Consider the following 12,172-nt stretch of genomic DNA (forward strand, 5'->3'; position numbering starts at 1 on the left):
GCGGATCAGCGCCCCGCGTCGGCCTCTGCGTGGGTGTCCGCGTAGATCTGCACCACGGCCGGGCGCGGCACGGCGACCAGGTCGCCGCTGAGCTCCCCGCTCGGGACGTAGTCCGGGAAGTAGGAGGTGTGCGCTCCCCACTCGCCGCCCTCCCCGGGGTGCTGCACCGCGACGAACACCGAGTTGTCCCGGTCATGGATGACCGGTCCGCAGGTCTCGGCGTCGGCCGGCACCGCGAGGAACTGCTCCACCCGGCCTCGCTCCTCGCCCTCGAGCGTGACCTTGTGCAGGGCGTCCGCATAGCCGATCTTGCCGGGCTGCCCGTCGGTGGAGATCCACAGGGTGCCCTCCGAGTCGAAGGCCAGGTTGTCCGGGCAGGAGATGGGGGAGACCTGGTCCACCGGGAAGCCGGAGAAGTAGGCGGTCTCCGAGACCTCCGGGTCGCCTGCGAGCAGCAGGATGTTCCAGCCGAAGCGCTCGGAGGTGTGGTTGTCGCGCTGCTCGACGATCTCGATCACGTGACCGTCCCGGTTGCCGCCCTCGGCCAGGCCCACCGGGTTCGCCTCGTCGGCGCCCTCCGCGGTGCGTCCGGAGTTGTTGGTCAGCGCCACGTAGACCTTGCCCGTGACCGGATTGGGCTCCATGTCCTCGGGGCGGTCCATCTTGGTGGCGCCGACGGTGTCCGCGGCGAGGCGGGTGTTGACCAGGACCTCCTCGACCGTGAACCCGGGCACCAGTGACCGGTTGTTCCGCACCAGCGGGATCCAGGTGCCCGAGCCGTCGAAGGAGCCGTCGGAGGGCACCGCGCCGGTGCCGTCGATCTCCTCCTCGGGGGAGTTGCCGTCGAAGCGCGCCACGTACAGCGTCCCCTCGCTGAGCAGGGTCATGTTGTGCGCCTTGTCCCCCTCGCGGTACACCCTGCGGGAGACGAACTTGTAGATGTAGTCGTCCACCTGGTCGTCCCCGGAGTAGACCACCGCGTGGCCGGTGCGGGCGATGATCACGGTGCCGGCCTCGTGCTTGAAGCGGCCCAGGGCGGTGTGCTTGACCGGCGTGGACTCCGGGTCCTCGGGGTCGATCTCCACGATCCAGCCGAAGCGGTTCGCCTCGTTCGCATAGCCCTCGTTGTTGAGGTTGAAGCGCGGGTGGACCAGGTCCCAGCGGCGGGAGGTCGGGCCGGGCTGGATGCCGAAGCGCTCCTCCTCCGGGGCGCCGGTGCCGATGAAGTACTGGTCGATGTTCTCCTCGCCGGAGAGCACGGTGCCCCACGGGGTGGTGCCGCCGGAGCAGTTGTTCAGCGTGCCGAGGATCGTCATGCCGTCGGGGTCCTCGGTGGTCCGCAGCAGCTCGGACCCGGCGGCGGGACCGTCGACGGTGAAGGGGGTCGTGCCGGTGATGCGGCGGTTGCGCTCCCCGCCGCGCACGTAGGACCAGGGCTCGCCCGGGCCCTCGCGCTCGAGGTCCACGATCGAGAAGCCGTGGGCGGCGATCGCGGTCTCGACCACGTCCTCGGGCCGCGAGGCGATGAACTCCGGGGAGAACATGATGTTCTCGTTGGTGTACTCGTGGTTGTTCACGAGGTACCCGGTGCGGCCGTCGTCGCCGTCGGAGATGATGTTGAGGTAGTCGGAGTTGTAGCCGAACTGCTGGGACTGGGACTGCCCGGTCTGGTCCTCCAGGTCGAACTCCGGAGAGTCCTCGAACAGCGGATCGCCCCAGCGGATGATCGGCGTCCAGTCGTAGCCGCGGGGCACGGTGACGTCGTCCACCGCGCGCGGCACGGGGGCGATCGCGTCGAAGGGCAGCGTCCCCTCGCCCTCCGGCGGATTGCCGTGGTCGGCGGAGGCCCGCGGGGCGTTCGCCACGTTCGCGCCGACCACCACGGCGGCCGCGAGACCGCCCCCGAGGCCGAGGGCCGAGCGGCGGGAGATCGCCGCCTCCGCCACGTCCCGGAAGCGCGGGTTGTCCGAGGTGTTGGGCACCGGGTGCGAGCAGGCGCTGCCGCACTTCAGCTCGCACGTGATCGCGAGGCGGTTGCCGCGGGTGTGGCCGAGCATGGGCAGGTGGCGCAGAAGCATGGGGGTGTTCCTCCGGGGAGCGGGTGTCGTCCTCGCGGAGACCGTGCTGTCCCCGCGAACCCCACCCTGGCCCGGGCGCCGTGCCCTCCCGGCCACGTCCGGATGACGTCGGGGTGAACAGTGGATGAGCAGGTGCGAACGGTTTTTCGACAGCTCGGCGTTGCGAAAACGGGGTGCTCGGCCGGCGGGGGAGCGGGTCGACGGGGGAGAGGGCCGAGGGCCGTCAGTCCTCGCGGGGTTCCGGGTCCGGGGACCCGGCGCTCCCGTTCTCGTCCGGGGTGCCGAGGGCGCGCACCTGGTCGGGCGGCGTCCGCGCCTCCGGGGCGATCTCGGTGCCCTGCAGCTCGAGCCAGAAGGTCGCGCCGCCGCCCGGCGTCCCGGTGACCCCGAGCCTCCCGCGGTGCTGCTCGACGATCGTCGCCGCGATCGAGAGCCCGAGCCCGGCCCCGCCGCCCTGGCTCGCCGCGCGCACGCGCGAGGAATCCGTGCGGTAGAAGCGCTCGAAGACCTTCTCCCGCTGGTCGTCGTCGATGCCCTCGCCGTGGTCGCGCACCTCGATCCGCGCGGTGCCGGTCTCGGTGTAGCCCACCGCGATCTCGACGGGCGAACCCTTGGGGGTGTGGCGGTTCGCGTTGCCGACCAGGTTGAGGATCACCTGGCGCAGGGAGGACTCGTCCCCGAGCACGCCGATCGACACGTGCGGCTGCACGGACAGCGGCGTCCCCGAGAGCGAGACCACCATCACCTGGCGGCCCGGGTCCAGCGCCCGCAGGTCCTGGGCGGCGTCGAACAGGGCGTCGGTGAGGTCCACCGGCTCGAGGTCCAGCTCCGGCTTCTCGTCCAGGCGGGCCAGGCGCAGCAGGTTCTCGACCAGCGAGCCCATCCGCCGGGCCTCGTCCTCGATGCGCCGCATCGCCGAGGCGACGTCGTCGTCGCTGCGCAGCGCCCCCATCCGGTACAGCTCGCCGAAGCCGCGGATCGCCGCCAGCGGCGTGCGCAGCTCATGGGAGGCGTCGCCCACGAAGCGGCGCATCTTCGCCTCCGAGCTGGTGGCCCTCTCCTCCGAGGTGGACTGCGCCGCGAAGGCCTGCTCGATGCGCACCAGCATCTCGTTCAGCGACAGCGACAGGTCGTGCACCTCGAGGCTGGTGGAGGTGACCGGGACACGACGGGAGAGATCGCCGCCGGCGATCTGGGAGGCGGTCGCCTCCACGTCCCGCAGCGGTTCGAGGGAGCGGTGGGTGACGTAGCCGCCCACTCCCATGCCGACGAGCACCACCAGGGTCCCCACCAGCACGATGATCAGCGCCATCTCGTGCATCGTGCGGTCCACGCCGGTCAGCGGCAGCGCCACGTAGACGCTGCCCCCCTCGGGGCCCGAGTTCAGCATCGCGACCACGCGCCAGCGGTTCTCGGAGGAGTCCAGCACGGTGAACGGGCGCCCGCCGAGCTGGAGGATCTGCTCGTCGGTCAGGTCCGGGAAGGGCAGTGACACGTGGCCGGGCCCGTAGTGGACCACGTTGTTCTCGACCGACACGCCGTCGCTGTCGCGGACCTCGATCGCGTACTCGACGGGCGTGTAGGTGCTGTTCTGGATCGCGTCGCCGTCACCGGCGAGCTCGTGCTGCGCCAGGGCGAGCATCTCGCCCATGCCGGACTGCAGGTTGTTGTCGACGGACTGGATGAGGGTGCGGTTGAGCAGGAACAGCGACAGGCTCCCGGTGACGACGGTGCCGAGCACCAGCAGCAGCGAGATCAGCGCCACGATCCGTGTCCACAGGGACACGGGCCGCTCGGTGCGCAGGCTCGGCAGGGCCAATCGTCAGGAACCTTCGGGCGCGCGCAGCACGTAGCCGATGCCGCGCTTGGTGTGGATCATCGGCTCGCCGATCACGTCGATCTTGCGGCGCAGGTAGGAGATGTAGGACTCCACGATCCCCACCTCGCCGGACCAGTCGTAGTCCCACACGTGGTCGAGGATCTGCGTCTTGGAGACCACGCGGCCCGCGTTGAGCATCAGGTAGCGCAGCAGCTTGAACTCGGTGGGGGACAGCTCGATGTTCACGTCCCCGCGGTGGACCTCGTGGGAGTCCTCGTCCAGTCGCAGGTCGGCGACCACGAGCGAGCTGTCCACGGTGGTCTCCGCACCGCCGTGGGTGCGGCGCAGCACCGCCCGGATGCGGGCCACGACCTCCTCGAGGCTGAAGGGCTTGGTGACGTAGTCGTCGCCGCCGACGGTGAGCCCGGCGACCTTGTCCTGGGTCTCGTCCTTCGCGGTGAGGAAGAGGATCGGGTACTGCTCGCCGCGGTCCCGCAGGCGCCGGGTGACGGTGAAGCCGTCCATGTCGGGGAGCATCACGTCGAGCACCACCAGGTCGGGCTGGTTCTCGGTGGCCTCCCGGATCGCCTCGTTCCCGGTGGAGGCGGTGAACACCTCGAAGCCGGCGAAGCGCAGGGACGTCGCGAGCAGGTCGCGGATGTTGGGTTCGTCGTCGACCACGAGGAGGCGTGCCTCGAAGTCCTGGTCCTCATGGGTAGTCATGGACTCACCGTCCTCCTCGAGTGTGGGAATCACCTGGACGTCCGCTGGACGCGCTCATCGGGTGGCGCGGTGGATCTTCTCCTGCTGCTTGCGCATCTTGCGGATGGTCCAGCTCATCTGGACCATCCGCACCGAGCCCACCAGCGCCATGACCAGCGCGCCGGCGATCGCGGCGAGCAGCATCGCGACCCCGAGGGGGAGGTCGAACTCCGTGGCGAAGTACTGGAAGCGCGCGGTGTGGTTGTTCTGGATCACGAAGATCAGCAGCATCACGAGCACGATCGCGCCGAGGATCAGGGAGATCCAGAGGCCGGCGGTCCTGCCGCCGCCGCGGCCCACCTCGACGGGCTCCGTGCCCGGGGCGTCGCCGCCGACGGGGGCCGTCGTCCTGCCCGGGGCGGGACGCTCGTCGGCGGTGCCGTCCGGGGCGCTCGAGCGGCCGGGGACCTCGGCCGACGGAGTCCGCGTCGGCTCCTGCGGGGCGGTCCCGGAGCCGGCGGGGCGGACCGGGTCGTCGGAGGGGTGATCTGAGGGCTGAGTCATGGCTGCTCTCCTCGGGAGGAAGTGATGTGACCACCACTGTAGGACCTGCAGGCGCCGCGGACCGGCCGCCGCGACGCGCCGGCAGCCCCGGCTCAGCCGGCGCCGACCGCCCGGTCCAGCTCCTCGGCGTCCAGGATCGAGTAGGCGTAGCCCTGCTCGGCGAGGAAGCGCTGGCGGTGGGCGGCGTAGTCCTGGTCCTGCGTGTCGCGCATGACCACCGTGTAGAAGTGCGCGGAGCGCCCGTCGGCCTTCGGACGCAGCAGGCGCCCCAGCCGCTGCGCCTCCTCCTGTCGTGATCCGAAGGCGCCGCTGACCTGCACCGCGACGGAGGCCTCGGGCAGGTCGATCGAGAAGTTCGCGACCTTCGAGACGACCAGGCGGGAGATCTGCCCGGTGCGGAACTCCTCGAACAGCTGCTGACGGCGCCGCACCGGGGTCTGCCCGGTGATGAGATCGGCGTCGAGCTGCTGCGAGATCTCCTCCAGCTGGTCGATGTACTGGCCGATCACGAGCATCGGCTCGCCCGGGTGCCGGGCCGCGATCCGCTCCACCACGTCGACCTTGGCGCCGTGGGCGGCCCCCAGGCGCGGCCGGTCCGAGGCCTCCGCCATCGCATAGGCCATGCGGTCCGCTGCGGGCATGGTCACGCGCACCTCGGTGCAGTCCGCCGGGGCGATGTAGCCCTGCGCCTCGATGTCCTTCCACGGCGCGTCGTAGCGCTTGGGGCCGATGAGGGAGAACACCTCGCCCTCGCGGCCGTCCTCCCGCACCAGGGTCGCGGTGAGGCCCAGACGGCGACGGGCCTGCAGATCCGCGGTCATCCGGAACACGGGGGCCGGCAGCAGATGGACCTCGTCGTAGACGATCAGGCCCCAGTCGCGGGCGCTCATCAGCTCGAGATGCGGGTGGACGCCCTTCCGCTTCATGGTCAGCACCTGGTACGTCGCGATCGTCACCGGGCGCACCTCCTTGGTGGCGCCCGAGTACTCGCCGATCTCGTCCTCGGTGAGGGTGGTGCGGCGCAGCAGCTCGTCCCTCCACTGCCGGGCCGAGACGGTCGAGGTGACCAGGATCAGCGTGGTGCGCCCCATCGCGGCCATCGCGCCGGCGCCGACGAGGGTCTTGCCCGCCCCGCAGGGAAGCACCACCACGCCGCTGCCGCCGTGGCGGAAGCCGTCCACCGCCTCCGCCTGGTAGGGCCGCAGCGACCAGTCCTCCTCCCGCAGCGCGATCGGATGGGCCTCGCCGTCGACGTAGCCGGCGTGGTCCTCCGCGGGCCAGCCGAGCTTGAGCAGAGCCTGCTTGAGGGCGCCGCGCTGCGAGGGATGGACCGCGACGCTCACCTCGTCGATCCGCGCGCCGAGCATCCCCTGGATCCGCCGGGCCCGGGAGACCTCCTCGAGCACCGCCCGGTCCAGGGCGTGCAGCACCAGGCCGTGCTCGGGATGCGACTCGAGCCGCAGCCGCCCGTAGCGGTCCATCGTGTCCGCGACGTCGATCAGCAGGGAGTGGGGGACCGGGTAGCGGGAGTGGTCCACGAGCGCTGCGACCACCGACTCCGCGTCGTACCCGGCGGCGCGCGCGTTCCACAGCCCGAGGTCGGTGATGCGGTAGGTGTGCACGTGCTCGGGGGCGCGCTCGAGCTCGGCGAAGGCGGCGATCGCGATCCGGGCCGCCTGCGCCGAAGGATGGTCGACCTCGAGCAGGAGGGACTTGTCGCTCTGGACGATGAGAGGGCCGTCGGTCATCGGATCAGGCTACGCCGGGTGGGCAGGGGTGGGACGGCGGCCCGGTCAGGCGCGAGCGGGCTCGGGCAGCTCGCGACCGGAGAGACGCTCGTAGATCCCCAGGTGGAACAGGGCGATGAAGGGGACCAGCACCACCACGGTGATGACCAGCATCCCGGCCACCGAGCCGATCGCGGAGACCAGGACGACGACCACGATCGTGGTGGCCAGGTTCGCCCTGACCAGGGAGATGCTCTCCTTGATCGCCTCCACCGGGCGCGCTCCTCGCGCCGCGGCCGGCAGGGCGAAGGTCAGAAGGACCGAGGCGATGAGCCCCGGGACGTACAGCAGCAGCATGCCCACGACGACGATCAGCCCCACCAGCAGCAGGGTGAGCAAGAGCCGGCCGGAGCCGATCATCGCCTGCCCGAACGTCGGCCGGCCCCCCTCGACGACCGCCCTGCCGGCGCGGACGGCGCCGGTCTGCCAGAACCACATCAGCGGGGCCGCGAGGAGACCGCCGAGCGCCATCGCGCCGTAGATCGTCAGGATCACGCCGAGCGGCATCTCGTCCGAGGAGGCGGCGGTCTCCATCTGGGGCACGGCGAGCACGAATCCCGTGATCATCCCGCCGCCGAACAGGACAGCAACGAGGATCCCGTAGATCACCCCCGGCACCACGAAGGCGACCGGGTTGCGCAGCACCGCGTCGAGGGCGAAGCGGAGGCCCGCACCGAGATCGGCACCGAGGTCCTTCCCGGGGAGGGGACGGCCGGGGAGGTTCCCGGCGGGCGCGGGGCCGGGGACGGGCCCGGGGGCGGAGGCGGGACCGGGGGCGGAGGTCTGGTGGTGCGGAGGATGGGTCATCGTTCGGCTCTCTCGGCATCGGCAGGCAAACGGGGGCACGTACGGCCGTTCCCCCGGCGACGACGTTACCGTCTCCCCGGCCCGTGCGCTGGGTCCGCGCCCGCGAGCGTGCACGGCATCGTGCACGGCATCCAGGACACGGCAAGGGCTGGCACACTCGGACGCCTCGGCCCGCGAATCCCTAAGATGGACCGCGATGGGTGGAGTCCGCGATGCCCGCCGAGGCCCTCGGCGCTGCGGACCGACCCGGCTCGACGATCACCCGACCTGAGGAGAACCCATGGCCAGCTTCACTCCGTCCCCCGCCGATGTCGCGGACATCGGTGTCACCGGTATGGCGGTGATGGGCTCCAACCTGGCCCGCAACTTCGCCCGCAACGGCTTCAAGGTCGCCATCCACAACCGCTCCGTCGGCAAGACCGAGAAGGTCATCGCCGAGCACGGCGGCGACGGCGAGTTCTACCCCTCGGAGTCCATGGCCGACTTCGTCGCCTCTCTGCAGAAGCCGCGCGTGGCCATCATCATGGTCAAGGCCGGCGGCCCGACCGACGCCGTCATCGACGAGCTCGCCGGTCTCATGGACGAGGGCGACATCATCGTCGACGCCGGCAACGCCCTGTTCGGCGACACCCGTCGTCGCGAGGCCGCGCTGCGCGAGAAGGGGCTGCACTTCGTGGGCTCCGGCGTCTCCGGCGGCGAGGAGGGCGCCCTGAACGGCCCCTCGATCATGCCCGGCGGCACCAAGGAGTCCTACGACCGCCTCGGCCCGATGTTCGAGAAGATCTCCGCCCACGTCGACGGCGATCCCTGCTGCACCCACGTGGGTGCCGATGGTGCCGGCCACTTCGTGAAGATGGTCCACAACGGCATCGAGTACGCCGACATGCAGGTCATCTCCGAGGCCTACGACCTCATGTCCAAGGCTCTGGGCAAGGGCGCCTCCGAGATCGGCGATGTGTTCGCCGAGTGGAACAAGGGCGACCTGGAGTCCTTCCTCATCGAGATCACCGCCGAGGTGCTGCACCACACCGACGCCACCTCCGGCACGCCGTTCGTGGACGTGATCCTCGACCGAGCGGCCCAGAAGGGCACCGGCGCCTGGACCGTGCAGACCGCCCTGGACCTCGGCGTCCCGGTGACCGGCATCGCCGAGGCCACCTTCGCGCGCTCCACCTCCGGCTCGACCCCGCAGCGCGAGGCCGGCCGGAAGGTGCTGCCCGCCGAGGCGCAGACCCTCGAGATCGCCGATCCCGCCCAGTTCATCGACGACCTCCAGAAGGCGCTCTACGCCGCGAAGCTGGTCTCCTACTCGCAGGGCTTCGACGAGATCGCCGCCGGAGCCTCGGAGTACGGCTGGGACATCGATCTCGGCGCGATGGCGCGGATCTGGCGCGGCGGCTGCATCATCCGCGCCCGATTCCTCAACCGCATCACCGAGGCCTATGAGCGCGACGCGACGCTGCCGCTGCTGCTCGCGGACGAGTACTTCACCACCGAGATCGCCAAGTGCATCCCGGCGTGGCGCCGGATCGTGGCCTTCGCCGCCGCGAGCGGCTACCCGGTGCCGGTGTTCTCCTCGACCCTGTCGTACTACGACGCGGTCCGCGCCGAGCGTCTCCCGGCCGCCCTGGTCCAGGCCCAGCGCGACTACTTCGGCGCGCACACCTACCAGCGCGTCGACGCCGAGGGCACCTTCCACGTGGAGTGGTCCGAGGACCGTCGCGAGACCAAGCAGGACTGAGACTCCTCCCATCGACGACGAAGCCCCGGACCTCGCGGTCCGGGGCTTCGTGCTGTGCTGAGGCTGTCGCTCAGTAGGTCGACATCGAGGCGCTGAAGACGCCGAGCGCGAGGCTCCCGATGAAGATCAGCACGTAGAGCACGACGACGATGATCGTCACGATCATGGCCCACTTCGTGAACTTCTGCGCGGTCTCCGGCTCCTGGTCGGCCTTGAGGTAGCCGAGCAGGCCGAGCACGCCGGCGATGACGCCGCCGCAGATGAAGCCGACGATGGTCCAGATGAGGGCCCTCTTCTTGATGCCTTCGATGTCGTAGCCCGAGGTGGGTGAGGTCATGGGAATCCCCTTCTTCCTGATGATCATTCCCCGGAATGGGTGGTCCCGGGCCCCAGGTCGGGTGCTGAAGTCGGTCCGCTCCTGGCGTCGAAAATAGTACCCCGAGGCCAGTGGGGTTCCGCCATGGGGAGCACTCCCCATGCCCCCCGGGTCGTCTCAGCCGAGGGTCACCCGGTGCACCAGCACCGTGAACTCCTCGTCGCGGCCCGCCTCGCGAGCCCGCAGCCGACCGCCCTCGAGGGAGAGCGGCTGCGCGTGCTTGACCACGACGCCGCCGCGACCGTCGACGATCCCGAGCGGGATCTCGCTCGACCGGGCGATCGCGTCCAGCAGCCGATCGGTGACGGACAGATCGGCGCCGCCCTCCTCCGCCGCGCGGATCCTCGCCACCGTCTCCTCGGCCGGGACCCGCAGCTCCGGACCGTCGATGGTCACCAGGTCCGGCTCCACCGGACCGCCGTGCAGGGAGTGGGTGAGCTCCTCGTCGACGGGGCGGCCGTCGGGGCCCACCGCCTGCGGGGAGAGGCCGGCCTGGCGCGCCACCTGCAGCGCGAAGCCCGGATCGGAGAGGGTGACCGCGACGGTGGGCGCCAGCCGGTGCAGGCCGAGCGCCGCGGCCTCGGGCGCGACCTGCAGCAGATCGAGCACCTCGGCCTCCGCCGTGAGCACGGTCGAGGCGCGGGAGACCTGCACCCGGCCGTGGCGACGCTGCTCGTCGCGCAGCAGGTAGGTGAGCGACTGCGGGACGGGCGAGCGGGAGGCGCCCTCGAGCAGTGCCAGCAGCGCCTCGCCGTCGCGGCCGTCCCCGAGGGCCCGGCGCACGGTCGAGGTCGTGAAGCGCAGGGTGAGGGCACCCCCGCGGGAGACGACCTCGGTCCAGTCCAGCAGCGGCAGCAGGCGCTCGGAGGGCCGGCCCGGGATCACGACGCTGAGGTCGGCGTCCAGCAGCACCTCGTCCACCGGGGCGGGCGCGGCGTCGTGCAGCGCCGCGGCCAGGCGCGCGTCCGCGGTGGTGATCTCCTCGTCCAGGGCGAGGACCATCTCGTGCCCGAGCGCCGTGAGGGCCCCGCCGTCCAGCAGGCCGAGCGCCTGACCCTCGACCAGCACGGCGGCGGTCTCCTCCTGGATCACCTCGCCCGGGACGAGCGGGAACGCCCAGGCGAGCGAGGCGGCCAGGGACTCCTCGGTGGCGTCCACCCCGGGGGCGGTGCGCAGCGCCTGCAGCACGCTGCTGCGCCGCGTGCGCACGCCGTCGCGGCGGGTGAGGTCCGAGAGCAGCGAGCGGCCGGTGCCGCTGCTGTCCGGGGTGCCGACGACCGCGGCGAGATGATGGCCCCGCGCCCAGGCGAGGGCCAGCTCCGCCCACCGCTGCTCGGCGCTCAGCAGACGGTGCGCGTCCCAGTCCCTCGTGGGGTGCCATTCCTGGCCGTCGTGGCCGATCAGTCCGGCCTGCCAGGCCGACTGCAGAACGGTCGCGTAGGCCACGACGGAGGTGCCCGCCCGGTCGGCGAGACGGCGCAGGTCACGCTGCGGGAGTCCGCCCCGGCGCAGCACCCCGGGCGGGTCCTCGTCGAAGCTGCGGACGGTCCCCAGCAGCCGCAGCGCGTCGAAGGCGCGCTCGACGGCCTGGGCGGAGCGGGATCCGGGGATGCGCTCGGTGAGCTCGGGGCCGGCGGGAAGGGGCCGGTGGGCGATGTGCGTGCGGCGCACCCGCCCTCCCCGGAGCGCGAGATGCACGGGCCGGGGGATGTGCAGGGTCTCGCCGTCGGCCACCACGATGCCGACGCTCAGCAGCGTCTCGGCGAGCCGCCCGCGGCCGGTGACCGCGCACGGTCCCCAGGCGAGCGTCTCGAGCACCTCGGGCACGGTCTCCCTCGCCCTCTCCACCCGGCGCCGCGCCTCGTCGGGGGACGGATCGTCGGCCGAGGCCGGGGCCAGTCCGGCGGGAGCGCGCATCCCGTCCCGCAGGGGACGGATCAGGTGCAGCTCGTCCTCTCCCCAGACCACGGCGAGGGTGATCAGCCGTTCGAGGGCGGGGGCGATCGTCGCGGGGTCCGAGGAGACGGCCGCGGCAAGCTGCGCGGGGGAGGCGCCGTCCTCGAGGACGGCGAGGGCCTCGACCAGGTGCAGCTCGGGCAGGGTGAGGGCCTCGAGCGCCCGACGGGCGGAGGTGGCGCCCCCGGCGCGGGCGGCGAGCGGGCCGATCCCGCGGGGCAGGGGCGAGGCGAGATCCGGTCGGGCGACGAGCAGGGCCTCGAGGCGGTCGTCGCCGAACCGTCGCAGGGAGTCCGCGAGGGACCGGATCACAGCGGTCATGATGCCCTCCAGCATAGGGTG

At 71.7% G+C, this 12,172-nt stretch carries 9 protein-coding genes; 1 reads left to right on the forward strand and 8 read right to left on the reverse strand.

Annotation, left to right across the window (positions count from 1 at the left end; translation table 11 throughout):
* Positions 1–5: 5 nt before the first annotated feature.
* From ACT3SP_RS11795 to ACT3SP_RS11820, 6 genes are all read right to left on the reverse strand, one after another.
* Positions 6–2,078, reverse strand: coding sequence for a PhoX family protein (locus tag ACT3SP_RS11795; protein WP_444587485.1), 2,073 nt, complete (start codon positions 2,076–2,078; stop codon positions 6–8).
* A 223-nt stretch (positions 2,079–2,301) separates the two neighbouring features.
* Positions 2,302–3,897 carry an ATP-binding protein gene (locus ACT3SP_RS11800; RefSeq protein WP_444587486.1) on the reverse strand — a complete coding sequence of 532 codons (1,596 nt, stop codon included), beginning with the start codon at positions 3,895–3,897 and terminating at the stop codon, positions 2,302–2,304.
* A 3-nt stretch (positions 3,898–3,900) separates the two neighbouring features.
* Positions 3,901–4,620, reverse strand: a complete 720-nt coding sequence (locus tag ACT3SP_RS11805; RefSeq protein WP_444587487.1) for a response regulator transcription factor — start codon at positions 4,618–4,620, stop codon at positions 3,901–3,903.
* Between the two features lie 54 nt (positions 4,621–4,674).
* A complete protein-coding gene (locus tag ACT3SP_RS11810) occupies positions 4,675–5,163 on the reverse strand; it encodes a LapA family protein (protein ID WP_444587488.1) in 489 nt (162 codons plus the stop codon).
* Between the two features lie 92 nt (positions 5,164–5,255).
* A complete protein-coding gene (locus ACT3SP_RS11815; RefSeq protein ID WP_444587489.1) occupies positions 5,256–6,911 on the reverse strand; it encodes a DNA repair helicase XPB in 1,656 nt (551 codons plus the stop codon).
* A 45-nt stretch (positions 6,912–6,956) separates the two neighbouring features.
* The gene (locus ACT3SP_RS11820) at positions 6,957–7,757 is read right to left on the reverse strand and encodes a hypothetical protein (RefSeq protein WP_444587490.1); all 801 of its coding nucleotides are present in this window, start codon (positions 7,755–7,757) and stop codon (positions 6,957–6,959) included.
* A 280-nt stretch (positions 7,758–8,037) separates the two neighbouring features.
* Between ACT3SP_RS11820 and gndA the strand changes: the two genes are divergently transcribed.
* Positions 8,038–9,498: an NADP-dependent phosphogluconate dehydrogenase gene (gndA, locus tag ACT3SP_RS11825; protein ID WP_444587491.1), complete on the forward strand. Its 1,461-nt coding sequence runs from the start codon at positions 8,038–8,040 to the stop codon at positions 9,496–9,498.
* Positions 9,499–9,568: 70 nt separating this feature from the next.
* Here gndA and ACT3SP_RS11830 read toward each other — a convergent pair whose 3' ends face one another.
* Entirely contained in the window at positions 9,569–9,835 is a 267-nt protein-coding gene (locus tag ACT3SP_RS11830) for a hypothetical protein (RefSeq protein ID WP_444587492.1), read from the reverse strand.
* A gap of 156 nt (positions 9,836–9,991) precedes the next feature.
* On the reverse strand, positions 9,992–12,151 hold the full coding sequence (locus ACT3SP_RS11835; protein ID WP_444587493.1) for a helicase-associated domain-containing protein: 2,160 nt from the start codon (positions 12,149–12,151) through the stop codon (positions 9,992–9,994).
* Positions 12,152–12,172: the final 21 nt, after the last annotated feature.

Origin of the sequence: Brachybacterium sp. AOP43-C2-M15, assembly GCF_052446295.1 — a bacterium.
GTDB lineage: Bacteria > Actinomycetota > Actinomycetes > Actinomycetales > Dermabacteraceae > Brachybacterium.

Coding starts and splice junctions, on each gene's coding strand:
- ACT3SP_RS11795 (WP_444587485.1), bottom strand. CDS start 2,078: ATGCTTCTGCGCCACCTGCCCATGCTCGGCCACACCCGCGGCAACCGC.
- ACT3SP_RS11830 (WP_444587492.1), bottom strand. CDS start 9,835: ATGACCTCACCCACCTCGGGCTACGACATCGAAGGCATCAAGAAGAGG.
- ACT3SP_RS11815 (WP_444587489.1), bottom strand. CDS start 6,911: ATGACCGACGGCCCTCTCATCGTCCAGAGCGACAAGTCCCTCCTGCTC.
- gndA (WP_444587491.1), top strand. CDS start 8,038: ATGGCCAGCTTCACTCCGTCCCCCGCCGATGTCGCGGACATCGGTGTC.
- ACT3SP_RS11810 (WP_444587488.1), bottom strand. CDS start 5,163: ATGACTCAGCCCTCAGATCACCCCTCCGACGACCCGGTCCGCCCCGCC.
- ACT3SP_RS11820 (WP_444587490.1), bottom strand. CDS start 7,757: ATGACCCATCCTCCGCACCACCAGACCTCCGCCCCCGGTCCCGCCTCC.
- ACT3SP_RS11835 (WP_444587493.1), bottom strand. CDS start 12,151: ATGACCGCTGTGATCCGGTCCCTCGCGGACTCCCTGCGACGGTTCGGC.
- ACT3SP_RS11805 (WP_444587487.1), bottom strand. CDS start 4,620: ATGACTACCCATGAGGACCAGGACTTCGAGGCACGCCTCCTCGTGGTC.